The organism is Micromonospora sp. DSM 45708, assembly GCF_039566955.1.
Taxonomy (GTDB): domain Bacteria; phylum Actinomycetota; class Actinomycetes; order Mycobacteriales; family Micromonosporaceae; genus Micromonospora.
The window spans coordinates 3,055,156-3,080,192 of record NZ_CP154796.1 but is presented as its reverse complement, the minus strand read 5'-3'; the positions used below and the strand labels follow the sequence as shown (position 1 = coordinate 3,080,192).

The 25,037-nt window shown below is 73.0% G+C and carries 20 protein-coding genes; 2 read left to right on the top strand and 18 right to left on the bottom strand.

From position 1 onward, the window contains the following. Positions 1-113: 113 nt before the first annotated feature. The 3 genes from VKK44_RS13700 to VKK44_RS13690 all read right to left on the bottom strand — a co-directional run bounded on the left by VKK44_RS13700 (position 114) and on the right by VKK44_RS13690 (position 3,973). Positions 114-974 (bottom strand): class I SAM-dependent methyltransferase, encoded by an 861-nt coding sequence (locus VKK44_RS13700; protein WP_343447328.1) that lies wholly within the window; start codon positions 972-974, stop codon positions 114-116. Positions 975-979: 5 nt separating this feature from the next. Next, the gene (gene sthA / locus VKK44_RS13695; protein WP_343447327.1) at positions 980-2,383 is read right to left on the bottom strand and encodes a Si-specific NAD(P)(+) transhydrogenase; all 1,404 of its coding nucleotides are present in this window, start codon (positions 2,381-2,383) and stop codon (positions 980-982) included. Between the two features lie 225 nt (positions 2,384-2,608). Then, positions 2,609-3,973 carry a glycosyl hydrolase family 18 protein gene (locus tag VKK44_RS13690; RefSeq protein WP_343447326.1) on the bottom strand — a complete coding sequence of 455 codons (1,365 nt, stop codon included), beginning with the start codon at positions 3,971-3,973 and terminating at the stop codon, positions 2,609-2,611. A gap of 139 nt (positions 3,974-4,112) precedes the next feature. On the opposite strand from VKK44_RS13690, the gene VKK44_RS13685 reads away from it, so the two are divergent. Then, on the top strand, positions 4,113-5,354 hold the full coding sequence (locus VKK44_RS13685; protein WP_343447325.1) for an ROK family transcriptional regulator: 1,242 nt from the start codon (positions 4,113-4,115) through the stop codon (positions 5,352-5,354). 64 nt (positions 5,355-5,418) lie between these two features. Here the strand turns inward: VKK44_RS13685 and VKK44_RS13680 are convergent, their stop codons facing one another. The 10 genes from VKK44_RS13680 to VKK44_RS13635 all read right to left on the bottom strand — a co-directional run bounded on the left by VKK44_RS13680 (position 5,419) and on the right by VKK44_RS13635 (position 17,464). Beyond that, a complete protein-coding gene (locus tag VKK44_RS13680; protein ID WP_343447324.1) occupies positions 5,419-7,302 on the bottom strand; it encodes a ricin-type beta-trefoil lectin domain protein in 1,884 nt (627 codons plus the stop codon). A 125-nt stretch (positions 7,303-7,427) separates the two neighbouring features. Further along, on the bottom strand, positions 7,428-8,837 hold the full coding sequence (locus tag VKK44_RS13675; RefSeq protein ID WP_343447323.1) for a GH1 family beta-glucosidase: 1,410 nt from the start codon (positions 8,835-8,837) through the stop codon (positions 7,428-7,430). Between the two features lie 34 nt (positions 8,838-8,871). Further along, positions 8,872-9,879 carry an ABC transporter ATP-binding protein gene (locus tag VKK44_RS13670; protein ID WP_343447322.1) on the bottom strand — a complete coding sequence of 336 codons (1,008 nt, stop codon included), beginning with the start codon at positions 9,877-9,879 and terminating at the stop codon, positions 8,872-8,874. Next, positions 9,876-10,922, bottom strand: coding sequence for an ABC transporter permease (locus VKK44_RS13665; protein ID WP_343447321.1), 1,047 nt, complete (start codon positions 10,920-10,922; stop codon positions 9,876-9,878). The genes VKK44_RS13670 and VKK44_RS13665 overlap by 4 nt, the downstream gene beginning before the upstream one ends. A gap of 3 nt (positions 10,923-10,925) precedes the next feature. Further along, complete coding sequence (locus tag VKK44_RS13660; protein WP_343447320.1) at positions 10,926-11,903, bottom strand: ABC transporter permease; 978 nt, start codon at positions 11,901-11,903, stop codon at positions 10,926-10,928. Beyond that, positions 11,900-12,994 (bottom strand): ABC transporter ATP-binding protein, encoded by a 1,095-nt coding sequence (locus VKK44_RS13655; RefSeq protein ID WP_343447319.1) that lies wholly within the window; start codon positions 12,992-12,994, stop codon positions 11,900-11,902. The genes VKK44_RS13660 and VKK44_RS13655 overlap by 4 nt, the downstream gene beginning before the upstream one ends. A gap of 86 nt (positions 12,995-13,080) precedes the next feature. Continuing rightward, positions 13,081-14,760: an ABC transporter substrate-binding protein gene (locus tag VKK44_RS13650; protein WP_343447318.1), complete on the bottom strand. Its 1,680-nt coding sequence runs from the start codon at positions 14,758-14,760 to the stop codon at positions 13,081-13,083. Positions 14,761-14,883: 123 nt separating this feature from the next. Continuing rightward, positions 14,884-15,885 carry a LacI family DNA-binding transcriptional regulator gene (locus tag VKK44_RS13645; RefSeq protein ID WP_343447317.1) on the bottom strand — a complete coding sequence of 334 codons (1,002 nt, stop codon included), beginning with the start codon at positions 15,883-15,885 and terminating at the stop codon, positions 14,884-14,886. Between the two features lie 225 nt (positions 15,886-16,110). Beyond that, positions 16,111-16,881 (bottom strand): FkbM family methyltransferase, encoded by a 771-nt coding sequence (locus tag VKK44_RS13640; RefSeq protein ID WP_343447316.1) that lies wholly within the window; start codon positions 16,879-16,881, stop codon positions 16,111-16,113. Between the two features lie 202 nt (positions 16,882-17,083). Next, positions 17,084-17,464 carry a YccF domain-containing protein gene (locus tag VKK44_RS13635; RefSeq protein WP_199199704.1) on the bottom strand — a complete coding sequence of 127 codons (381 nt, stop codon included), beginning with the start codon at positions 17,462-17,464 and terminating at the stop codon, positions 17,084-17,086. A gap of 104 nt (positions 17,465-17,568) precedes the next feature. Here VKK44_RS13635 and VKK44_RS13630 point away from each other — a divergent pair, with 104 nt between their 5' ends. Then, positions 17,569-17,901: a cupin domain-containing protein gene (locus tag VKK44_RS13630; protein ID WP_343447315.1), complete on the top strand. Its 333-nt coding sequence runs from the start codon at positions 17,569-17,571 to the stop codon at positions 17,899-17,901. Here the strand turns inward: VKK44_RS13630 and VKK44_RS13625 are convergent. From VKK44_RS13625 to VKK44_RS13605, 5 genes are read right to left on the bottom strand one after another with little or no spacing between them, the layout of a single operon-like run. Further along, complete coding sequence (locus VKK44_RS13625) at positions 17,888-20,719, bottom strand: DUF5682 family protein (RefSeq protein ID WP_343447314.1); 2,832 nt, start codon at positions 20,717-20,719, stop codon at positions 17,888-17,890. The genes VKK44_RS13630 and VKK44_RS13625 overlap by 14 nt on opposite strands. Continuing rightward, a complete protein-coding gene (locus tag VKK44_RS13620; RefSeq protein WP_343447312.1) occupies positions 20,716-21,828 on the bottom strand; it encodes an ATP-binding protein in 1,113 nt (370 codons plus the stop codon). Before VKK44_RS13620 ends, VKK44_RS13625 begins: the two co-directional genes overlap by 4 nt. 13 nt (positions 21,829-21,841) lie before the next feature. Beyond that, a complete protein-coding gene (locus VKK44_RS13615; RefSeq protein ID WP_343447311.1) occupies positions 21,842-23,161 on the bottom strand; it encodes a VWA domain-containing protein in 1,320 nt (439 codons plus the stop codon). After that, a complete protein-coding gene (locus VKK44_RS13610; RefSeq protein ID WP_343447310.1) occupies positions 23,158-24,564 on the bottom strand; it encodes a hypothetical protein in 1,407 nt (468 codons plus the stop codon). Before VKK44_RS13610 ends, VKK44_RS13615 begins: the two co-directional genes overlap by 4 nt. Continuing rightward, complete coding sequence (locus VKK44_RS13605; protein ID WP_343447771.1) at positions 24,564-25,034, bottom strand: hypothetical protein; 471 nt, start codon at positions 25,032-25,034, stop codon at positions 24,564-24,566. The genes VKK44_RS13610 and VKK44_RS13605 overlap by 1 nt, the downstream gene beginning before the upstream one ends. Between the last annotated feature and the right edge of the window lie 3 nt (positions 25,035-25,037).

Sequence of the window (25,037 nt, the reverse complement as noted above, 5' to 3'; positions counted from 1 at the left end):
TGCGTCGATCTTGCAGATTCGGCCCCGGCATCGCGGACAAACCGGGCTTCCACCGGGCCGCAACTGCAAGATCGCGGGGGAGAGAGGGGGCGGGAGGGGGGCGGGGGCGGGGGTCAGGGGTGGTCGGCGGTGGTGACGTGGCTGTGGCGGAGGGAGCGGGGGTGGTGGGTGGGGGTGCCCAGGCGGCGGGCGGTGTCGAGCAGGTGCCCGGTCCGGGTGACGGTGAAGCCGTTGCGGGTGAGCAGGGCGGCCATCGCGGCCGGGGTCCACGTGGAGCGCCACGGCTCGTCCGCCCAGACACTCGACCGGCCGGTGGTGGCGGCCAGCAGCCGGGCCAGCAGCCGGCCGAGCGTGGTGGTCACCGCCGGCGTCTGGTAGTTGACCACGAGCCGGCTGCCCGGCGCGGAACGGGCGGCCACCGCCTCGACGGTGGCCGCCACCTGCGCCCGGGTCAGGTACGGCACCACGCCCTCCCAGACCCAGGTCGTCGGCGTGTCGGCACGGTGCCCGGCGGCGGCCAGCGCCTCGGCCAGCCGGTCCCGGCCGAAGTCCACCGGAACGAACCGGGGCGGGGCGCCGGGCAGCGCGCCGGCCCGGTCGCGTTTGTCCCGCTGGCTGGCCGGCTGGTCGACCTCGAAGACGGCCGCCCCGGCGAGTTCCGGCATCCGCCACGCGCGCCCGTCCAGCCCCGCGCCGAGGATCACCACCTGCGCGCCGGGCCGCTCCCGGACGGCGTCGTCGACGGCGACCGTGCGGGGCGCCATCACCTCGGCGCAGGCGCGGACGCTCTCGTAGTCGACCCGGGGCCGCCAGCCGGGCGGCGCCGCGCCGGCGCGGACCCGGTCGACGGCGACGCGCTCGTCCGGGCGCAGCATCGGCGACGCGGTCGGGTCGGCGAAGCGCCCCGGGGCGAGCCGCCCGTCGGCGGCGGCCCGGCCCTGGCACACCAGCACCGCGGTCCGGCTCGCCCGCATGTCGCTCAGCCGTCGATCCGGGTGATGTTGCGGATCTTGTTGGCGGCGTCCAGCGCCGCCACCTTGTACGCCTCGGCCAGCGTCGGATAGTTGAACACCGCGTCGAGCAGGTAGTCGACCGTCCCGCCGCAGCCCATCACCGCCTGCCCGATGTGGACGATCTCGGTGGCGCCGGTGCCGAACACGTGCACGCCGAGCAGCCGCCCGTCCGCCGGCGAGACGAGCAGCTTCAACATGCCGTACGGGTCGCCGACGATCTGCCCCCGGGCGAGTTCCCGGTAACGGGCGATGCCCACCTCGAACGGGGTGGACGCCTCGGTCAGCTCCTCCTCGGTCTTCCCGACGAAGCTGATCTCCGGGATGGTGTAGATGCCGATCGGCTGTAGTTCCGGCATCGCGCGGGCCGGTTCCCCGCAGGCGTGCTGCGCGGCCAGGCGGCCCTGTTCCATCGAGGTGGAGGCGAGCGCCGGGAAGCCGATGACGTCGCCGACGGCGTAGATGTTCTCGACCGCGGTGCGGTAGTCGGCGTCGACCTGGATCCGGCCGCGGTGGTCGGCGGTGAGCCCGGCCGCCTCCAGCGCGAGTTCGTCGGTCTGCCCCTGGCGGCCGGCGGAGTACATCACCGTGTCGGCGACGATCTTCTTGCCGCTGCGCAGCACGCAGAGCGCGGCGGTGCGGTGCTTCTCCACCGAGGCCACCTCCTCGCCGAAGCGGAACGTCACGGACAGGTCCCGCAGGTGGTACTTGAGCGACTCGACGATCTCCTCGTCGCAGAAGCCGAGCATCCGTTCGCGGCGCTCCACCACCGTCACCTTGGTGCCGAGCGCGGCGAACATCGAGGCGTACTCCATCCCGATCACGCCGGCGCCGACCACGACCATGCTGCGCGGCACGGCCTGGAGGTTGATGACGCCGTCGGAGTCGACGATCGTCCGGTCGTCGAAGTCGACGCTGTCCGGGCGTGCCGGGCGGGTGCCGGCGGCGATGACCGCCTTGTCGAAGCTGACCCGGGTCTCCCGGCCGGAGCCGGCGTCCACCCAGACCGAGTGCGCGTCGGCGAACCGGCCGGTGCCGGTGATCATCGTGACCCGGTTGCGGGCCAGCTGGTCGCGGATCACGTCGGTCTGCCGGCCGATCACGTGCTGGGTCCGGGCGGCCAGGTCGGCGACCGTGATGTCCTCCTTGACCCGGTAGCTGCTTCCGTAGAGGTCACGCTGGCTCAGCCCGGTCAGGTAGAGGACCGCCTCGCGCAACGTCTTGGACGGCACGGTGCCGGTGTTGATGCACACCCCGCCGAGCATGTCGCGACGGTCCACGACGGCGACGCGGCGGCCCAGCTTGGCCGCGGCGATCGCCGCCTTCTGTCCACTCGGTCCGGAGCCCAGCACCAGCAGGTCGTAGTCATACACGCCCGACAGCCTGGCAGCATGTCCCGGCGGACGCCAGCGGAGGGACACCTGGTACCCGGCGAACGACCAGCCCGCCGACGAGGCGCTCTACGACATCCGGGTGACCGTGCCGGCGGGATGGACCGCGATCGCCGGCGGCACCCCGGCCGGGCAGTCCGGCACGAGTCGATCAAGGTCGGTTGACCGGGTCCGGGGCCCCGCGGGTCGGCGGGGCCCCGGACCGGCTCAGCGGCCCTGGAGCGCCCGGACGTTGTCGCCGAACGTCCAGCTCTTCGACCCGTCCCAGTTGATCGACCAGGTCATCAACCCCTTCAGTCCCGGCACGGAGTTCCAGGCCTGGCTGACCAGCGACGGGCCCATGTACCCGCCGCCCGCGCCGGGCTGCGCCGGCAGGCCGGGGACCTGCTTGTCGTAGGGGACGCGGATGGTGACGCCCTGGACGGTGAGCCCGTTGTTCAGGCACTGCGTCTGCACCGTGAAGCCCTGCACGGTGCCGGCCGGGTACGAGTCACCGGCGCAGCCGTACATGGAGCCGTTGTAGTACTGCATGTTCAGCCACCAGAGCCGCCCGTTGTCGGCGTACTTCTTGACGATCGGCAGGTACGCGCCCCAGATCGAGCCGTAGGTGACGCTGCCGCCGGTGACGTACGCGGTCTCCGGCGCCATGGTGAGCCCGAAGCCGGCCGGCATCTGGGCCAGCACGCCGTCGATGATCCGGGTCAGGTTGGCCTGCGAGGGCGAGAGCTGGTTGATGTTCCCGCTGCCGGTCAGCCCGGTCTCGATGTCGATGTCGATGCCGTCGAAGTTGTGCCGCTTGAGGATCGGCACGACGGTGGCGACGAACCGGTCGGCGACGGCGGCGGAGTTGAGGTCGATGCCGGCGGCGGCGCCGCCGATGGAGAGCAGCACGGTCAGGCCGGCGGCCTTGGCCTGGCACACCTGTGCCGGGGTGGGCACCTTCACGCCGGCGTCCATGCCGTCCTCCCAGAGCACGGTGCCGTCGGCGCGGATGACCGGGAACGCGGCGGTGACGACGTTGTAGCCGTGGCCGGTGATCCGGGTGTCGGTGATCGGGATCCAGCCGAGCCCGGGGTGCACGCCGTTGGCCGCGCCGTCCCAGTTCTCCCAGTAGCCCTGGAGCACCTTGCCGGCCGGCCGGGGCTTCGGCGCGCAGGTGTCACCGCCCGGCGTGGTCGGACTGGGCGTCGCGGTCGGCGTCGGGGTGGGCGTCGGCGTGCGGGTGGGGGAGGGCGTGGGCGTGGGTGACGGCGGCCGGGTGGTGGGGCTCGGCGACGGTGTGCCGCCGGTGCAGGCGCCGAGGTCGGTCCAGAGCGCCGGTACGGCGGCCGGCGTCCAGCCCGCCCCGACCGGCGGGGTGTGCGTGACCAACGCCTGGTAGAGCCGGCCGGCGTAGCTGGCCCGGCTGCCGGCGGTCCAGGTGACGCCCTCGGCCCAGGCCGGCGCGTCGCAGGCCACCAGCGCGGTCGGGTTCGCGGCGGCGGCGAAGCCGCCGGCGGCGGGCAGGGCCACGGTGGCGGCGAGCAGCGCGACGCCACCGAGCAGAGCGGTCGTCCCACGTCCGATTCGCATGACATACCTCCTCATCGATGCGGCGGACGTTATCAGTTAACTTTGTTAAGTGTAAATGCGCAGTAGTCTGTCACCACTTGATTCAGGGTCTGAATGCGCGCCGCCGACGGGCGGCCCGTGGGGAAGGACGGCGGCGGACGTGGACGCCAGACGCACCACGGTGCGCGACATGCGCCGGGCCAACCGGTCGGTCCTGCTCACCCGGATCTGGCTGGACGGCCCGCTCAGCCGGCACGAGCTGGGCCAGTCCACCGCGCTGAGCCTGGCCAGCGTGAGCAACCTGGTCGGCGAGATGATCGCCGAGGGGTTGGTCGAGGAGGCCGGCTCGGTGGAGTCCGACGGCGGGCGTCCCCGGGTGCTGCTGCGTGTCGCCCCCGGCTACGGCTACCTGGTCGGCGCCGACGTGGGCGAGACCCGGGTGCAGGTCGAGCTGTTCGACCTGTCCATGACCGCGCTGGCCAAGGCGGAGTACCCGATCGCCGCGGCCGAGCCCGACCCGCGACAGGTCGCCTCGCACCTGCTGCACGGCCTCGCCGCGGTGACCGAGCAGGCGGGCGTCGACCCGGCCGCGGTGCTCGGCTTCGGCGTCGCCGTCTCCGGCACGGTCGAGCGCGCCGCCGACGCCGTGGTGCACGCGCAGACGCTCGGCTGGGACGGCGTCCCGCTCGGCGCGATGCTGCGTGCCGGCACCGACGTGCCGGTGCACATCGACAACGGCGCCAAGACGCTCGGCCAGGCCGAGATGTGGTTCGGCGCCGGTCGCGGCGTCCGGCACGCGGTGGTCGTCCTGGTCGGGTCCGGCGTGGGCGCCTGCGTGGTCGCCGACGGCGTCGGCTACCGCGGCGCGCACAGCAGCGCCGGCGAGTGGGGCCACACCACCATCGTGTACGGGGGCCGGCGCTGCCGCTGCGGCAACCTCGGCTGCCTCGAGGCGTACGTCGGGGCGGAGGGGGTGCTCGACCGGTTCCGGCGGGCCAACCGGGGCCGCCCGGCGCCCGGCGGGGACGAGGAGAGCGCGTTCGGTGAGCTGCTGCGCGCCGGCAGCCGCACCGCCGCCTCGGTGATCGACGAGACGGTCGGCTACCTCGGCGCCGGCCTGGCCAACCTGGTGAACCTGTTCAACCCGGAGCGGGTGGTGCTGGGTGGCTGGGCGGGGCTGGCGCTGGGCGAGCGCCATCTGCCGGCGATCCGCGAGGCCACCGCGCGGCACGCGCTGCGCCAGCCGTACGCGCAGACCTCGGTCGAGCTGTGCCGGCTCGGGCCGGACGCGGTCGCGATGGGCGCGGCCACCCTGCCGATGACCCGGCTGCTGCGCGACGGCGGTGTGCCCCGCGACCCGGCGGCCCGCCCCGCCCCGGCGCGGCGGTCGCGGGGCCGTTGACCGGCCGGGCCGGCACCGCCGTGGCGGGTGGCCCGACCGGCGTCGCCGCGCGGTGGCCGGGGAGTCAGGACGGCAGGGTCCACTTCTGGTTGGCGCCGCCGGTGCAGCTCCACAGTTGCGTCTTCGTCCCGTTGGCGGACGTGTTGCCGGTGACGTCGAGGCACTTGTCCGCCTGTGGATTCACCAGGTCCCGCCCGGTGGTCGCGGTCCACTGCTGGGCGGCGCTGCCGTTGCACGTCCACAGCTGCACCTTCGTGCCGTCGGCGGTGCCGCCGCCGGCCACGTCCAGGCACTTGCCGAGTGCGCGCAGCGTCCCGTCGGCGGCCCGGGTCCAGCGCTGGTTGGCCGCCCCGGTGCAGCTCCAGATCTGCACCGGCGTGCCGTCGGCGCTGGCGTTGTCGGTGACGTCCAGGCAGGTGCCGCCGATACCGGTGACCGGTCCGGTCGGTGTCGCGCCGCCACCGGACTGGGTGCCGGACCAGGTGAACGTGGCGGTGGTGCGGGCCGGCAGCGTGTAGCTGAAGGACTGCCCGCCCCACACCACCCGGACCGACTGCGCGGACGCGCCGCCGTTGTGCGCCAGCAGCGCCTTGGAGCCGTCCGGGTTGCGGTAGGCGACGTTCGGCACGGTGCCGTTGGCGGTGGAGTCGACCCGGGTGGCCCCGGGCCGGACGAACTTGGTCAGGTGACCGGTGGTGTAGTACTCGATGGTGTAGTCGACCTGACCGGCCCGGGCGCCGCCCTCCTGCACGGTGATCAGGCCGGTGCAGGTGCCGCAGCCGCCGTTGTGCGGGCCCATGTTCTGGTTGACCGCGAGGCTCCACTTCACCACGCTGCGGCTCCAGTTCCGGGCGTAGTTCACGATGTCGGCCATGTCCTCGTTGTGCTGGTTGGTGATCCAGGTGCCGCCGGAGTGCTCGGTGCTGAACTGCGGCACCGCCGGGTACTGCGCGCGCACCTGGCTGCCGACCGCCGGGTCACCGAAGTAGCCGTGCCAGGCGATGCCGCCGAAGAGCGGGTCGGTGCGGACCGCGCTGTCGGCGAGCAGCCCGGACCCGATGGTGCCGTAGTCGCCGTAGTTCCAGTCGTGCACCAGCACCTTCGTGCTGATCCCGGCGGCACGGAACGCCGGGTAGACGAAGTTCTTGGTCAGCTCCGTCAGGCCGGAGGCGTTCCAGCTCATGCCGGGGTAGTCCATCGCGGTGGGGTTGCCGGCCTGGCAGCAGTTCGGCTCGTTCTGCACCGACAGGTAGTCGACCGTGACGCCGCGCGCCGCGTACGCCTGAATGGTCTTGACCAGGTACTGCGCGTAGGTGGCGTAGTGCTCCCACTTCAGCCAGCCCATCTGGTCCATCCGGCCGTTGTCCTTCATCCAGCCGGGCGCGCTCCACGGCACCACCATCACCCGCAGCGCCGGGTTGAGCTGGCGGGCCTGCGCGGTGAGCACCTCGACGTTCGTGTCGTAGCCGTTCGCGCCGAAGTCGTTGAGGTCGCAGCAGGTGTCGTCGAGGGACACGTTGCCGGGTCGGGACAGGTCGGACGCGCCGACCGGGTTGCGCACGAACGACAGTCCGATCCCGTCGGTGGGGCTGAACAGCTTGCGCATCACCGCGTCCCGGGTGGCCGCGCTGACCGGTCCGCCGCGCAGCAGGTACGCGGTGGTGTCGGTGATGGACGCGCCGGCGCCCTCGAACGGCTGGTACCGGGTGTTCTCGTCGACGGTGATCGTGTGGGTGGCGCCGGGGCTGGTGGCGGCGAAGGCGAGCGGGCTCTGCTGCTGCAACCCGCGGGTGACGGTCCGGCCGCCGCTGTCGGAGGTGGTGGTGAGCCAGACGTCGACGCGTTCGCCGGCGGCGTGGGCTGCGGTGGTGGGGGCGAGGGCGCCGGCGGTGAGGCAGAGCGTCAGGGCGACGCGGCCGGCGAGGCGGGCAACGGTGGTGGGGGACACGGAGGCTCCTTCCGGATGAATTGACATCCGTGAATGAGCGAACCGTTGTTCCGGTCTTATGTCAAGACATGAAAGAAAGGGGCGACCGCCCGGGAAGCTCCCGTGCGGTCGCCCCGGACGTCGGGTCAGCGCTTCCCGCGCGCCCGCCGGACGGTGTCGCGGTACCACATTGCGCTGCGCTTCGGGGTGCGGCGCTGGGTGTCGTAGTCCACCCGGACGATGCCGAACCGCTTGTCGTAGCCGTACGCCCACTCGAAGTTGTCCAGCAGCGACCAGGCGAAGTAGCCCCGCACGTCCGCGCCCGCCTGCCGGGCCCGGGCCACCGCCCGCAGATGCTCGGTCAGGTAGGCGACCCGGTCGTCGTCGGCCACGAACCCCTCCGCGTCCGGCTCGTCGTCGAACGCCGCGCCGTTCTCGGTGATCACCATCGGCACGCCCGGGTAGTCGCGGTGCAGGCGCACCAGCAGGTCGGTGAAGGACTCCGGGACGATCTCCCAGTCCATCGCGGTACGCGGCAGGTCCCGGCGGAGGACCCGGCGCACCGGCCGGCCGTCGTCGTCGCGGTCCCGGCCCTGCTCGTCCACGCCGGAGTGCAGTTGCCCGAAGTAGTAGTTCACGCCCAGCACGTCGATCGGGGTGGCGATGACGTCCAGATCGCCGTCCTCGACCGGGATCCGCACCCCCTCGGCCGCCAGGTCGTCGATCACGTCCTGCGGGTACGACCCGCGCAGCACCGGGTCCAGGTAGAGCCGGTTGCCCAGCCCGTCCGCGGCCCGCGCCGCGTCCCGGTCCGCCGCGCTGTCGGTCGCCGGGTCGGCGGTCGACAGGTTCACGGTCAGCCCCAGCTCGATCGGCGTCTGCGCCGCCGCGCGCAGCCGCTGGGTGGCCAGCCCGTGCCCGAGCAGCAGGTGGTGCGCGGCGGCGATGCCGTCGCCCAGGTTCCGCCGGCCGGGGGCGTGGTCGCCGTAGGCGTACCCCAGCATCGCCGAGCACCACGGCTCGTTGAGCGTGGTCCAGGTGCGGACCCGGTCGCCGAGCGCGGCGAAGACCAGCTCCGCGTAGTCCGCGAACCGGTACGCGGTGTCCCGGTTCGGCCAGCCGCCGGCGTCCTCCAGCTCCTGCGGCAGGTCCCAGTGGTAGAGCGTCACCCACGGGTCCACGCCGCGGCCGAGCAGCTCGTCCACCAGCCGGTCGTAGAAGCCCAGCCCGGCCGCGTTGGCCGGCCCGCGCCCGCCCGGCTGCACCCGCGGCCAGGCCACCGAGAACCGGTAGGTGTCCAGCCCCAGGTCGGCGATGAGCGCCACGTCCTGCGGCATCCGGTGGTAGTGGTCGCAGGCCACGTCGCCGTGGTCGCCGTTGGCCACCGCCCCGGGGACCCGGCAGAAGGTGTCCCAGATCGACGGCGTGCGGCCGTCCTCGGCCACCGCGCCCTCGATCTGGTACGACGACGTCGCCACCCCCCACCGGAAGGTCGGCGGCAGCGTGTCGATCGGGTCGGCCTGCTCGACGCTCGGGCGGTTGAGGTCGGTGTCCATAATTCTCCTCGCGGTAGCGGTGGGCTCGGACTTCTCAGCGGGGCAGGGGTGCGACGGCCGGGTGCAGCCAGCACGCGACGGCCCGCGTCGGGTCGTCGACACCGGGCGGGCCCAGCACCGGCACCCGCTCGTCGCACGGCTCGAACGCCTTCGGGCAGCGCGGGTGGAACGCGCAGCCGGCCGGCATGGCGCGCAGGTCCGGCGGGGACCCGGGGATGCCGGTCAGCTCCCGGCGCGGCCCGTGCAACGCCGGGAACGAGTGCAGCAACCCCTCCGTGTACGGGTGCAGCGGCTCGGCGTACAGCCGGGCGGCGGGCGCCTCCTCGACGATCCGGCCGCCGTACATGATGGCGATCCGGTCGGAGAACTCCACCAGCAGCGACAGGTCGTGGGTGATGAACAGCACCGCGAAGCCGAGCCGGTCACGCAGCTCGGTGAGCTGGCCGAGGATCTGCCGCTGCATCACCACGTCCAGCGCGGTGGTCGGCTCGTCCATGATGACCAGTTGCGGCTCCAGCGCCAGCGCCATGGCGATCATGACGCGTTGGCGCATGCCGCCGGAGAGCTGGTGCGGGTAGCTGTCCAGCCGGTCGGCGGCGATGCCGACCAGGCGCAGCAGGTCCTTGGCACGGGCCCGCCGGCCCGCCGGGGTGCTCCTCGGCTCGTGCGCCTTGATCACGTCGAGCAGTTGGGTGGAGACCCGGTGCACCGGGTTGAGCGAGTTCATCGCGCCCTGGAACACGATCGACGTCTCCGCCCAGCGGAACTCGCGCAGCCGGGCCGGGCCGAGCGTCAGCACGTCCACCGGCGGGCCGTCGGTCGGGTGGTAGATCACCTGGCCGCCGCTGACCACCCCGGGCGGCGGCAGCAGCCGGGTCAGCCCGTACGCCAGGGTGGACTTGCCGCTGCCGCTCTCCCCGGCCAGGCCGAGCACCTCGCCGCGGTGCAACGTCAGGTCCACGTCGCGGACCGCCCGCACCGCGTCCGGGCCGACGCCGTAGTCGACGCACAGTCCCCGGATCTCCAGCACCTGGTCACTCATGAGTTGGCGTCCTCTCGGATGTCCTCGGCCGGCCGTCGCATCGGGACGGGGGCCGCCGCCGGGGCCAGCACGGGGGTGAACCCCACGCGCATCCGGACCGTGCGGCCGTCCGCGGTGCGGATCCGGGTCCGGCCGCCGGTGCGCAGCCGGGGGCTGACGAACTCGTCGATGCCGAAGTTGATCAGCGCGAGGGCGGTGCCGAGCAGCGCGATGGCCAGCCCGGCCGGCACGAACCACCACCACGCGCCCTGCGCGAGCGCCTGCTGGCCCTGCGCCCAGAACAGGATGGTGCCCCAGTTCCAGGAGCTGACCGACGAGATGCCGATGAACGCCAGGGTGATCTCCGACATGACCGCGAAGATCACGGTGCCGACGAAGCCGGAGGCGATGATCGCGGTCAGGTTCGGCAGCACCTCGAAGCCGATGATCCGCCAGGTCCGCTCGCCGTTGGCCCGGGCCGCCTCGACGTAGTCGCGGCGACGCAACGACAGCGTCTGGGCGCGCAGCACCCGGGCGCCCCACGCCCACGACGTGAGCCCGATGATGAGCGCGACCAGCAGGTCACCGGCCTGGTCGACGAGCGACGCCACGATGATGATCAGCGGCAGCGCCGGGATCACCAGGAACACGTTGGACAGCGCGGACAGCCCCTCGTCGGCCGCGCCGCCCAGGTAGCCGGCGGTCACCCCGATCAGGACGGACAGGATCGTGGCCAGCACGCCGGCGATCAGGCCCACCACCATCACGCTGCGCGCGCCCACCAGGATCTGGCTGAAGATGTCCTGCCCGAGGTGGGTGGTGCCGAACCAGTGCCGGGTCGACGGCGCCTGGAGCACGTCGGCGCCGCGCGCGTCCGGGTCGTACGGCGCGATCCACGGCCCGATGACCGCCAGCAGCACGTACACGCCGAGGAGGCCGAGGCCGGTGGCGGCCTTGGCGTTGGCCACGAAACGGAACCGGCGGCGCCGCGCCCGGGCCGACGGCTGCGCCATCGCCCCCTGACCGGGGATCACCTGCTCGATGCTGGACGGGGAGATTGTCATCGCTCAGCTCTTTCGGGTCCGCGGGTCGAGGAGCAGGTAGGCGACGTCGGCGAGCAGGTTCGCCACCAGCACCGAGATCGTGATGATCAGGAAGATGCCCTGCATGAGCGGGTAGTCCTTGGCGCCGACCGCCTGGAAGAGCTGGAACCCCAGGCCCGGGTAGGAGAAGACGATCTCCACCAGCAGCGTGCCGCCGACGATGAAGCCCAGCGACAGCGCGAAGCCGGAGACGTTGGGCAGCAACGCGTTGCGCGCGGCGTAACTGAGCGCCACCCGACGCTCGGAGAGCCCCTTGGCGTGCGCGACCGTGATGTAGTCCTCGCTGGCGACGGTGACCATCATGTTGCGCATGCTGAGGATCCAGCCGCTCATCGACGAGACCAGGATGGTCGCCGCGGGCAGGATGCTGTGCTGGAGCGCGCTCGGGATGAAGTACGCGTCGAACGCCGGCACCAGCCCCGGCTCGTAGCCGCCGGAGGAGGGGAAGAAGCTGCCCGGGCCGGCGAACAACGCGATCGCCACCAGACCCAGCCAGAAGTAGGGGATCGAGGAGAGGAACGTGGTGGCCGGCAGCAGCCCGTCGACCCACGAGCCGCGCCGCCAGCCGGCGCCCACGCCGAGCGCGGTGCCGAGCAGGAAGCTGACCACCGTGGTGACACCGACCAGGCCGACCGTCCACGGCAGGCTGTCGCCGATCACCTGCGACACCGGCGCCGGGAAGAACGTGAACGACAGGCCCAGGTCGCCGTGCAGGAGCTGCCCCCAGTAGGCGACGTACTGCTCCCACAGGCTGCGGTCGGAGTCCAGCCCGAACAGCACCCGCAGCGACGCGATCGCGTCGGCGCTGATCCGACCCTGGTTGCGGGAGACCAGCGACTGCACCGGGTCACCCGGCACGATCCGCGGGATGAAGAAGTTGAGCGTGATCGCCGCCCACGCGGTGAACAGGTAGAAAGCCACCCGTTGCAGCAGGAACCTCATCGGGCTGCCTCCTCGGGCACGGTTGCCTCCGCCGCCGCGATGGTTGCCCTGTCGAACAGCCAGCACGCCGCCCAGTGCCCGGGCCGGTCGTCGATCGTCATCGGCGGCGGCAGCTCGGTGGCGCACCGGGGCATGACGTGCGGGCAGCGCGGGTGGAACCGGCAGCCGGCCGGCGGGTGGATCAGGCTCGGCGGCTCGCCGTGGTCCCGCTCGGCCGCCGCGGCGTCGCCGGCGCCCGCGCCGGTGATCCGCTGCGGGTCCGGCGCCGAATCGATCAACAACCGGGTGTACGGGTGCGCCGGCCGCTGGGTGACCGTCTCGCTGTCGCCGCCCTCGACCATCCGCCCGGCGTACATGACGATCGTCTCGTCGGCGAAGTAGCGGGCCGAGGCGATGTCGTGGGTGATGTAGAGGATGGCCAGGTTCAGCCGGTCCTTGAGGTCCTGGAGCAGGTTGAGCACGCCGAGGCGGATCGAGACGTCCAGCATGGAGACCGGCTCGTCGGCGAGCAGCACCTCCGGGTCCGCGCCGAGCGCCCGCGCGATGGCGACGCGCTGGCGCTGGCCGCCGGACAGCTCGTGCGGGAACGCGTCGAGGTAGCGCTCGGGCGGGGTGAGGCTGACCCGGGTGAGCAGGTCGGCCAGCGCCTTCTCCAGCCCGTCCGCGCCGTCGCCGGCGTTGCCGTGGATGCGCAGCGACCGGGTGAGGTGGTAGCGCACGGTGTGCACCGGGTTCAACGAGGCGAACGGGTCCTGGAGGATCAACTGCACCCGGCGCACGTACGCCCGGAAGCGCCGGCCGCCGCGGACCCGGGTCGAGACGCCGTGCAGCCGGATGTCGCCGGCGGTGCGCGGATAGAGCTGGGCAAGCAGCCGGGCCACCGTGGACTTGCCGGAGCCGGACTCACCGACCAGCGCGGTCACCCGGCCGCGGCGCAGCGCGATCGAGACGTCGTCGACGGCGTGCACCACCGCCGAGGTCCGGGAGAGGAGGTCGCGCAGCCGCCGGCGGACCGGGAAGTGCTTGGTCAGGCCGACGGCCTCCAGCACCACCTCGTCGGCCGGCGCCGGGGCGCTCTCGGTCGTCGTCATGCCGAATTCCTGTCTGGGTTGCCGGGGTGAGGGCGGGCACCGTCTCCCCGGCCGGCGGACGAGCCGGCCGGGGAGACGACGCCGGGTCAGCCGGCGGTCGGCTTGAGGTGCAGCACCACGTCCACCGCGTTGGGCTGGGTGGGCTGGAGCGCGCCGTACGGGTTCGAGTCGTCCGGCCAGCCGGTCCAGTTCTTCGTGCTGTACGCGCCGCCGATGTTGTCCGCGCCGACCGGGATCATCGGCACCTGCTCGACGAAGATCTTCTGGAGCGTGGCGAGCGCGGTGGTACGGGCGGCGTCGTCGGTGGCGTTGGCGTACGCGACCAGCGCGTCGGTCGCCGTCTTGTCGTCGAAGCGGCCGAAGTTGCCGGCGGGCGAGGCGGTGCCGATCGGCTTGAGCACCCGGCCGTCCATGATCGTGCGGTAGATGTCGTACGGCGTCGCGCCGCTCTCGGTCCACCGGAACGTGGCGTCGAAGTTGCCCTGCTCCACGTTGCGGAACCAGGCGTCCTGGTTGGCCTTGTCGATGGTCGCCGCGATGCCGATCTTCGACAGGTTGTCCTTCACGATCTCCAGGCTGGTCTGGTAGTCGGACCAGCCGGCCGGGTCGGTCAGCTTGATCGTCACCGGCTTGCCGGTCCGGTCCTTCAGCGTGGTGCCGTCGAGCTTGTAGCCCGCGCCGGTGAGCAGCGCCTTGGCGCCCTCGACGTCGACCTTGTGCTCCTGGCCCTTGTACTCCGCCGCGATGAACGGGTCACCGGCCGGGCTGGGCAGCCCGGTCACGCTCTTGACCTCGGGGTGGAAGTACGCGGCCTCGGCGGTGGTGAAGATGTCCGCGCGGTCGACGACCATGTTCATCGCCTTGCGCAGCGTCGGGTCGTCGAACGGCTTCTTCGTGGTGTTGAGGTAGAGGCCGTGGATGCCGAGCACCGGCGGCGCCCACACCTTGTGGTTCTTCTGGTCCTTGGCCACGAAGACGGCCTGGTAGTTGGGGATGAAGACGAAGCTCCACTCCGACTCGCCGTTGGCCAGCGCGGTGGTCTGCGCGCTGTTGTCGGTGTACGAGGTGAAGCGCAGTTCCTTCACCTTCGGCGCGTCCTGCCAGTAGCCCTTGTCCCGCACGGTCAGCGTGGTGGTGGCCGGCGTGAACGACTTGAGCGTGTAGGGGCCGCTGCCGACCGGCTGCTTCACCGGGTCGGTGGTCGGGTCGGCGATCTTCTCCCAGATGTGCTTGGGCACGATCGGCACCCGCCACAGCACCTTCTGCTGGTTGACGAACTGCGGGCTGGACATCGAGATCGTGACCTCGTTGCCGTTCGCGGTGGCGTCCGTGTACGGCACACCCTGGTCGTTGAGCGCCGGGAACTTCTTGACCAGGTTGTAGGTGAACGCGACGTCCTCGGCGGTGACCTTCTGCCCGTCGGACCAGGTGGCGTTGTCGCGGACGGTCACCTTCACGGACTTGTAGTCCGCCGACCACTCGGCCTTGCTGGCCAGCCACGGCTTGAACGGGTCCGCCGGCTTGACCGGGTTCCACATCATCAGCGGCTCGTAGATCTGCCAGCGGTAGCCCAGCGACGCCGCGGCCGAGGTGGTGAGGAACGGGTTGTTGTTCTCGGCCTGCGGGCCGTTGGGCATGCCGACGTTCAGCACGGTCGCGGCCTGGCCGCTCTTCTTGTTCGCGTTCGGGCTGTCGCCGCAGGCGGCGACCGTGGTGGTGACCATCGCGCCGGCCAGCGCGACGGCGAGGAGGTGCCTTCTTCTCATGGAGGTCTCCCTCGGTGGTCCCGCATGTCATCGGGCGGGATGTGGTGGATGGAGGGTGTGCGGTGGTGCCACCGGCGGGCGGCTGCCCGCCGGCGTGGTCGCCGGCTTCGGCGGGGTGACTGCTCAGGTGGTGCGGGTGGAGGCGCGGGCGGCGAAACCGGTGGGGATGACGGTCGGGGTGTCCGGCAGCGGCGTGCCGGTGAGGTGGGCGATGAGGAGCCGGGCGGCTGCCGCGCCCATCTCCCGCAGGGGCTGGTGCACCGAGCTGAGCGGCGGGTGGGTGTGCCCGGCCAGCGGCAGGTCGTCGAAGCCGACCACCGCCACGTCCTGGGGGACCCGGCGGCCGGCGTCGCGCAGCGCCTGGAGCGCGCCGGCGGCGGAGAGGTCGTTGTGCGCGAAGACCGCGTCGAACGGCACGCCGTCGGCGAGCAGCCGGCGCACCGCCGCGCGCCCGCACTCGAACGTGAAGTCGCCCTCCACCACCCGCGCCGGCTCGATGGGTACGCCGGCGTCCGCGTAGCCGCCGGCGAAGCCGGCGAGCCGTTCCCGGGTGCAGCCGAACCGGCGCAGGCCGGTGATGACGAGCGGTCGTCGGCGTCCGAGTGCCAGCAGATGCGTGGCGGCGGCCCGCGCGCCGGCCTCGTTGGTGGTCCGCACCGACGGGAAGCCGGGCTGGTGACCGCGGTCGTCGATGAGGATGACCGGCAGGCCGCGTCGGTGCAGCCCGGTGATGTAGTCCAGGGTGCCCTCGGGTTCGACCACGAGCAGGCCGTCGAAGGACTTGGCGGACACCTGGGAGGCGAACCGCCGCATCGACTCGTCGCCGTGGGTGCAGGTGAACAGCAGCATGCCGTAGCCCTCGGCCTCGACCGCGTCGGCCGCGCCCTGGAGCACCTCGCCCATCCAGGGCCAGGTCAGCGCCGGCACCAGCATGCCGACCACCCGGGTGCGCCCGCGGGCCAGGCCGACCGCGCGGGCGCTGGGCACGTAGCCGAGGTCGCTGATCACGGCGCGGACCCGGTCGGCGGTGCGGATGTGCACCTCGCCCTTGCCGTTGAGCACGCGCGAGACGGTCGTCTTGCTCACCCCGGCCCGGGTGGCGACGTCGGCGATGGTGATCGGCACGTGACGCTCCCGGGTCGCAGGGGTGAGGGGGATGTTTCGGAACCGGTTGCGGTAGCGGTTCCGTGGCAGTCAACCGAAGTGGCGCCGGTCACGTCAATAACGGGTAGGTAACGAATCACGCCTAATTTCGACACCTGAAAAAAGCGGCCGGGCAGCGGATGCGTGGATCAAGCCGGTGAGCAGCGTCGATGCGGCCTCGGGCCGGTCGTCCGATGTGGAGCGGCGTCAGCTCCGCGCGTACACGTCGCCGGCGTTCGCCTCGTGCGGCACCGCGGACAGGTACGCCGCGACCTCGGTGGCCGGTCGCCACCCGGGCAGTGCGAATCCCATCTCGTCGCCGAGCGCCACGGTGAACCCGGTGAAGCCGAGCGTGGTCAGTCGGTCCAGGCAGCGTTCGGCCAGGTCCCGCGCGATGGTGGTGAACTCGAACGACAGCACCGGCACCGGCCGGCTCAGCCCGGCCAGCACGGCGTCCTCGAAGCCCTCCACGTCGATCTTGATGAACGCCGGCACGCCGTGGTCCGCGGTGAGCGCGTCCAGGGTGGTGCCGGCCACTTCGATCTCGGCGTCCCAGGTCTCGCCCTCCCAGCCGGCGGCGTGCCCCGCGGCCCGCACGAAGCCGGGGGAGGCGGTGGAGACGGTCGGGTTGGCGGAGTTCACGTGCAGCCGCACCGGTCCGGCGGTCCGCCCGCAGGCCGCCTCCACCACCGTGACCGCCTCGTCGCCCGCGTGCAGGGCGCGCAGCACCCGCGCGCAGAGCGGTTGCGGCTCCACGGCCACCACCCGGGCGCCGAGCCGGCGGAAGCTGGCCAGCCGGTCACCGACGTGCGCGCCGATGTCGAAGACCAGGTCGCCGGCGCGGACCAGGGCCGCGTAGAACGCGTCCAGCGCCGCCTCGCGGGCCCGGTCGCCGTGGTAGAACTCCAGCGAACGGCGCAGTCCGGACAGCGCCGGATCGGCCTTCAGTGCCTCGATCACCTCGTTCCGACCGCCCACCTCACCGACCGTAACCACCCGTTGTCGGACGCGAGCGGCATTCCGTCTTTCCGCCACCACGCTATCCTCCTAGGACGCTTTAGGGGGTGCGAGTTGCGGCACGCACGAACGCGGCACCCGCTGCGGCGACGAATCACGACCCGGGGTCACTGCCGCCGTGGACCGGGACCGCTGCCCGGCGGGCCACCGGGCAGCGGTCCCGTCAGGGCGTCTCGACGACCTCCTGGCCGAGCGGCCAGAGCGCGGCCGGAACCAGCTTGAAGTTGGCCACCCCGAACGGGATGCCGATGATCGTCACACAGAGCGCGACCCCGGCGAGGATGTGCGACAGGGCGAGCCACCAGCCGGCCAGCAGCACCCAGAGCACGTTCGCCAGGCCGGACGGGACGCCGGCGCCGGGCTTCGGCACGAGCGTGCGCCCGAACGGCCACAGCGCGTACGAGGCCAGGCGCAGCGAGGCGACGCCGAACGGGATGGTGACGACCAGGACGAAGCAGATCAGGGCGGCCACGCCGTAGCCCAGGGCCAGGACGATGCCGCCGCCGAAGACGAGCCACAGCAGGTTCAGCAGGAAGCGGATCACCACCCAATGGTGCCCGCCGCCGGCAAGCAGCCAGAAGGCCCGGGCGTTCCCGGCTACCGTCGAAGCGGCGTCCCGGCCAGCCGCACGGAGAGGAGCACGCCGCCATGGGACCTTCGACCGAAGGCGTCACCCGCGCCGAGTTGCAGCGCGCCCACTCCGAGGTGCCGGGCCGGCTGATCGTGCAGACCCTGTTCCAGATCCCGGTCGGCCGGGAGTCGGGGCGGCACAGCCATCCCGGCGAGGAGGTCGGCTACCTGATCCAGGGCGACATCGTCATGGAGTTCGACGACCGCCCCGCTCTCCGCGTCGGTGCCGGCCAACCCTTCCTGATTCCGCCGGGTGTGGTGCACAACGCCCGCAACGTCGGGAGCGTCGAGACGCGGATGCTCTCCTCGTACTTCGTCGACGACCGCCGGCCCCTGGTCACCCCGCACTGAGCCCGGCCCGATCCGGTCGCGCCAGCAGGGACGCCACCGCGCGGGCGCTCGCCGGATGGGCGGCCACCAGCGTGCCGGCCGCCCCGCACGTCGGTGGGGCGTCGTCGACGGGCGGGCGCCACGACCCGTCGCAGCCGAGCAGCGCCGCCACCGCGTCGACGGCCACCGGATACGCGGTCAGTAGGCCGTGCACCGGCCCGGTGGGCGTCACCGCCGGCCCGGACGTCGACGGCGCTGGCGCGGCGGCCCACGGCGGCGTCCAGGCGTCCAGCTCGGGCAGGGTGCCGGGGAAGGTGCGTTCCGCCTCCCGGACCAGCAGCGGCACCAGTTCCGGGCCGTGCTCCCGCAGCGTGGTGATCAGGGTGGGCAGCCACGGCAACAGCACCGGGTCCGGCAGCCCGGCGAACGCGGCCGACATGGTCTCCACCACGAACGGCGCCAGCCGCGGCACCGGGTCGAGCGCGTGCACGAACCCGGACAGGTACTGCGGGAACGCCGGCACCACCAGCGGGTTGCCCAGCAACTCGGCGCAGTGCTCACGGAGCCGGGCCAGCGGCAGCAGGCCGAGCTGGTGACGGGCGGCCCAGAGCAGCGCCAGCTTGGCCGGCGCCTCGGGGTGGGCCTGGGCGACGGCCAGTTCGAGCTGCGACCGGTCGCAGCCCAGCGACAGCGCGAGGCTCTCCATGTGGAACAGGAAGCCGAGCATGGCGCCGACCTGACGGACGCCGGTGGCCTCGTCGACGAACGCGGTGGGCAGCAGCGTGCAGTAGTGGGCGTACCCGGTGGTGACGAACGCCTGACACCAGGCCGGCAGCGTCGGCGCGGTGGTGCGGTGGTGGGCGAGCAGCCGCCGGATGCGGCGCAGCACCTCCGGCGCGTCGTCGACGGTGCGTTCGGCCGCGAGCAGCTCGACGGCCCGCGTGCCGAGCTCGTCGACCAGCCGGGGACTGTCGAGCAGGCGGATGGCGTCCTCGACCGCGGCGAGCGCGCGGGCGGCGGTGGCGTCCGGGCCGCGGACCGCGCGCCGCAGCCGTTGCTCCAGCACCTGCTCGACCGTGACGCCCTCGTAGCCCAGCTCGATGAGGGCGCGTTGGTTGCGGCCGAGGGCGAGGTCCCAGCTCTCCTGAGTGGAGCGGTGCCCGAGGCGGCGCTCGCCCATGATCGGGCGGACCGCGTCGGCGGGCAGCAGGTGGCGCAGCATCCAGAGCAGGTCGGAGCAGGGCTCCAGCGCCGGGTCGGCGCGCAGGTCGAGCAGTGCCCGCTGCACGGTGCGCCGCTCCAGGTCGAGCCCGAGCGGGCGGAGCCGGTCGAGCACGTCGCGGGCCAGCGGCGGCAGCGAGTCGTATCCGACCTGGCCGACGCGGTCGCCGCCGAGCAGGATCTCGCAGAGCCGGCGGACGTCGCGTCGGCCCGGCACCACGTCCTTCTCGATGCAGGTGACCGCGGCGTCGGCGAAGTCGTAGGGGGTCGGCTTGGCCCGGTTGCGCAGGTTGGCCAGCAGGATCGAGGTCTCGAACACGGCGATCGCGTCGGCGGTGCTGGCGAGGTAGCCGTTGCGGCGGGCGAGTCGGACGATGTCGACGCACCAGCCGCGCAGTTCCGCCTCGTCCAGCCCGTCGAGCGCCGGTGGCGCGGCCAGGAAGCCGCTGAGCCGGTCGGCGACCACCTCGGGCGGGGCGGCGGTCGGGGTCGCCCGGGTGCGGCGGCCCTTCTTCCCGGTCTGCTGCCCGGCCAGCCGGTACGGCGTGAGCCGGCTGCGGCCGATCGCGGCGGCCCAGTTCGCCGCCGCGATGGAGACGGTGCCGGGGGCGAGGCCGAACTGGGCCTCGATGGCGGAGTGGCTGGACGGGATGAGACCGTAGCGCCAGCGGGTGCCGGTGCGGGGGCTGATCGGGAAGTCCGGGGCGGTGGAGTCGAGGCCGAACTGTTCGACGCGGCTGGCGGCGTGGAACGCGCCGCAGACGTAGAGGCAGTCGGCCGGGTCGGCGCCGGACGCGGCGAGGTGTTGGCGCATCCGCGTCCACATGTGGCGTTCCCGGTCCTCGTCGCGGTCGTCGCGGGCCGACCGGGTGGGGCGCAGCCGCCGGAACAGGCTGCCGATCAGCACCATGACCTGCCGGTAGGTGTCGTGGTCGGCGTCGGCGAGGGGACGTTCGACGTACTGGTCCCACCACTCCGACCAGTGCCGGACCTTGCCGTGGTGCAGCAGGTGGGCTTCCAGTTCGGCGAAGCGGGGACGCAGGTCGCCGATCTCCACGCCGACCGCGTCGCCGTGCAGCGCCGCGTCCTCGTCGGCGGTCGGGGCCGGGTCGGGGCCGGCCGGCTGGTCGTCGCGCGGCGTCCACTGGAAGACGTGGTCGGTGGAGCGGTCCACCAGCACCAGCTCCACGCCCGGCGTGTCCAGCGCGTACGCGATGGCCTGGTATTCCGCGGAGGCCTCGGTGATCGGGGCGATGACGCTCAGCGGGCTCCACTCGGCGGGGAAGCCGTCGAGTTCGGTGGCGAACGCCTGCACGGCCACGGGGAGGCGGCAGTTGCGCAGCTCGTCGAGGAGGGGGCGCAGGTCCTCGCAGAGTTCGAGGTAGATGACCTTGGGTGGGTGGGCGCGTAGTCGCCGGGCCATGGCCAGCGCGGACGCGGGGGAGTGGTGGCAGACCGGAAAGATCTCCAGCCGTTCGCCGAGTGCGCGGTCGACGTCGTCGACCATGCCGGCGAGGATCCCGGCGAGCGCGTCGGGGGAGTCGGCGAACGCGGCGGCGGCGTCGGTGAGCTGCTCGCGCAGCGCGCCGAAGAGGCCGGTCGGGGCGGGTGCGGTCATGACAGCGACGCGATCGCCTGGCGACCGCCGTCGAGGAAGTCGTCCCAGCCGCCGCCGTCGGCCTTGGCCCGGGGCTCGACGACGCCGTGCAGGTACTTGTTGAGGATGGCCAGGTCCTCCGGGCTGCGTCGGGCCAGCGAGCCGACCAGCGACCCGGCGAGCGTCCCGGCGCGCAGGGTGCGGTCGCCGAAGAACTGGCTGTGCAGGACGGCGTCCTCCAGCACGCCGATCTGCTCGGCGGTGGACAGCGCCGACTCCAGCTTCTCGTCGTCGCTGGTGGCGGCGGACGCGGCGGCGCGCAGGTCGGCGAAGCTCTGCAGCAGGATGTCGAGCAGGGTGGGCGGGACCTCCAGCTCGATGCGGTGCCGGCGCAGTAGCTCCTCGGTGCGGAAGCGGACGATCTCGGCCTCGCTGCGCTTGTTGGTGACCACCGGGATGCGGACGAAGTTGAACCGGCGCTTGAGCGCGGAGGAGAGGTCGTTGACGCCCCGGTCGCGGCTGTTCGCGGTGGCGATGATCGAGAAGCCGGGCTGGGCGAAGACGATGTTGTCCTGGTCCAGCTCGGGGATGGCGACGTACTTCTCGGACAGGATCGAGATGAGCGCGTCCTGCACGTCGCTGGTGGAGCGGGTCAGCTCCTCGAAGCGGCCGATGACGCCGCGTTCCATCGCGGTCATGATCGGCGAGGGGATCATCGACTCGCGGGACTGGCCACGCGCGATGACCATGGAGACGTTCCACGAGTACTTGATGTGGTCCTCGGTGGTGCCGGCGGTGCCCTGCACGACGAGCGTGGAGTTGCCGCAGATCGCGGCCGAGAGCAGCTCGGCGAGCCAGCTCTTGCCGGTGCCGGGGTCGCCGATGAGCAGCAGGCCCCGGTCGGAGGCGAGCGTGACGATGCTGCGTTCGACGAAGCTGCGGTCGCCGAACCATTTCTGCGGGATCTCCCGGTCGAGGCCGTCGGCGCGTTCGGAGCCGAGCACGAACAGCCGGACCATGCGGGGGCTCAGGCGCCAGGAGAACGGCTTCGGCCCGGTGTCGACCGACTCGAGGTAGGCCAGCTCGTCGGCGTAGGTGACCTCGGCGGGGGCGCGGAGCATGTCGGACATCAGGGGTGCTCTCCTAGGTGAGGAAGTTCTTCAGCTCGACGACGAGCTTGCGGATGTGGCCGGAGATGACGGGGGTGCCCAGGTCCTTGAGGCGCTGCCGGAACCAGGGGTTGACGCTCTGGTGGCCGGAGCTGTTGACGGAGCCGACCGGGATGAACTTCACCCCGGAGCGGTGCACGGCCTCGATGCCGTCGAACAGCGGCTGGGAGCGGTCGAACTCGTAGAAGTCGGAGATCCAGACCATTACCGTGTTGCGCGGCTCGACGATCTTGGGGCGGGCCAGCGCCATGGCGACCGGGCCGTCGTTGCCGCCGCCGAGGTTGGTGCGCAGCAGCACCTCGAACGGGTCGTGCACCCACGGGGTGAGGTCCAGCGCCCGGGTGTCGTACGCGATGAGGTGCACGTCGACCTTGGGCAGCCCGGCGAAGATGGAGGCGAGGATGGTGCAGTTGACCATCGAGTCGACCATCGAGCCGGACTGGTCGACGACCACGATGAGCCGCGACGGCGTGGTGCGCCGCGCGGTCTGCCGGTAGTAGAGCCGGTCGACGTAGAGGCGTTCGTCGTCGGGGCTCCAGTTGGTGAGGTTCTGCCAGATCGTGCGGTCGAGGTCGAGGTTGCGGAAGACCCGCTTGGGCGGCACCGACCGGTCGACCGCGCCGACGGTGGCCTGCGCGACCTGGGTGCGCAGCACCTCGGCGACCTGGTCGACGTAGCGGCGGATCAGTGACTTGGCGTTGGCCAGCGCCACCCCGGACAGGTTCGACTTGTCGCGCAGGAGCTGCTCGATCAGGGACATGCTCGGGGTGAGCCGGGCGGCCAGCACCGGGTCGGCGAGCACCTCCCGCAGGCGCATCCGGCGGACCAGGTCGCCCTCCAGGCCGGCGAGTGTGGCGCCGAGACCGGTCCCGTCCCGGCGCAGCTCGCCGGGGGCGGCGCCGCACGCCTGCTCGAACCAGCCGGCATCGGCCTGCCAGCGGGCCAGTTGCCCGGCGCTGACCTCGCCGGCGCCGGTGGCGAACACGTTGAGCAGCAGCTTCGACGCCAGCGCGGCCCGGCGTACCTCGATCTCGGTGGGGTGGAACGGGCCGGCCGGGGCGTCGGGGTCGGGGGTGAGCAGACCGCGCAGCTCGTCGGCGAGTGCCGGGAAGCGCTGGACGACGGTGTCGACGGAGACGGCCGGGTCCAGCAGCGCGGTGGGCAGGCCGAGGTCGTCGACGACGGCGACGCTGGCGGATTCCAGCGCCGGCTGCTCGTCGGGGTGGAACAGGCGGGCGAGCAGCCGCCAGTAGAGCACCTGGCGGCGGTTGGCGTGGTCGCGGTCGGCGGTCATCGGCGCAGCAACCTTCCGGCGCGTTCGCGCAGCACGGCCACCGCGTCGCCGGCGCGCGCCTCGGCCTTGGCCGCCTTCGGGTCGGTGATGCCGCACGCCCAGTCGCCGTTGTGCGCCTCGACGGTCTGCCGTTTGACGGTGGCCCGCACGGCGAGCGGTTGCAGCAGCCAGCGGCCGTCGTCCCAGCGGAGCAGGCCGAGGCACGCGGTGGCGGCGCCGACCAGTGCCGGGGTGAGCGGCCCGGCGGCGGGCAGCCGGTCGACGGCCAGCGGGATCGTCCGGCCGTCGAGCGCGACCACCGGCTCACCGTCGTCGTCGCGGACGACGCGGCCCTCGACCAGGACCGGTTCGGCGAGCGCGGCGGGATGGCGTTGCAGCGGCGGGGTGGCCGACGCGGTCGCGCCGGCGAGCAGCACCCGGGCGGTGGCGAACGGGTCGGCGGGGTCGCCGAGCACGGCGCGCTCCTCGACCCAGTGCAGGTCGGCGCCGTGCGCGGGCAGGTCGGTGACGGTCACGGCCCGCCGCTCGGCGAGGGCCTTGAGCAGCACCGGGTACGCCTCCAGCAGCCGCCAGCCGGCCGGGCCGACGATGGTGGCGACCTTGGCCGCGACGACGGTGACCCGGACCAGCCGGCCCGGACCGCCGCCGGCCGGTTCGAGCAGGGCGTGCAGCTGCGCCTGGAACGCGGTGTCGTGCTCGTGCACGTCGACGCCGAGCGGCAGCAGCCGGCCGGACACCGTCTCCGCCGGGGCGGTCTCGGTGGTGGCGCCGGCGGCGAGCAGCACGGCCCGGGCCCACAGGTCGGCCCACCGGCGGGCGGGTGCCGGCGTCGCGGCGGTCACCGGCAGGCCGGCGCGCAGCTCGGCGGCGAGCCCGTCGAGCAGCACCGCGAGGCGGCGCTGGGCCGGCTCGGCGAGCGCGGCCTCGACCGGCCCGGCGGCGCCGGAGAGCAGTTCGTGGTCGGCGCCCTGCCAGCCGGCGAGCGTCAGCTCGTGCAGCCAGGCGCGGGCCCCGGCCAGGGCGGGGGTGACGCCCGGCGCGGGCGCGGCGTCCGACGGCGCGGCGAGCCACGGGCCGCGGGACCGGTGCAGCGCCGTGTCGAGCCGGTCCAGCAGCGCGTCGTGGACGGCGCCGAGCAGCGCGGCGCGGGCGCCGACGAGGACGGCCAGGTGCTCCTCGGTGAGCGCGCCGGTTGTCGCGGCGCGCACCGCCTCGGCGGTGCGCTCGGCCAGCGGGGTGCCGTCGACAGCGGTGGCCAGCGCCGTCCAGGCGGCGGCGTCCGGCTCGCTCAGCCGGGCCAGGCCGCGGGTGAGCGAGTCGTCGACGGCGTCGACGACGGCGAGCGCCTCGGCCAGCCCGGCGGGTGCGTCGTCGTCGAGCTGGGTGAGCTGCGCGGCGAGCATCAGCGCACCGCCGCGGTGGCCGGGAACCAGTGCAGCTCGGGCACCGGCGCGGTGCTCGGCGGGACCTCCAGGTAGGCCAGGTGGCGCAGGAAGCGGCTGAACACCACCGCCGCCGGCCCGGGCTCGTGCCGCGCGTCGGTGCGGGCCAGCAGCGCGGCACCGCTGTCGACGCCGTCGCCGGGGTCGATACGCAGGTAACGGGCGACCTGTTCGACGCCGTACTGGAGCACGGCCTCGTCGGCCAGCGCGTGCAGGTGCTTGCAGAGCAGGCTGCCGCGCAGGCCGCCGCAGGGGCGGTTGTTGTTGGTGCTGCAGTTGACCGCGTGGCTGCCGGCGGTCACCGAGGAGACGTAGACCCGCTCCACGTCGGACCCGCTGGACACCACTCCCTGCAACCGGCCGTCGGCCAGCTCCACGAAGGGCACCTTGGCCAGCTTGCGGGCCCGCGCCGGGGGTGCGACCCGCAGCACGCT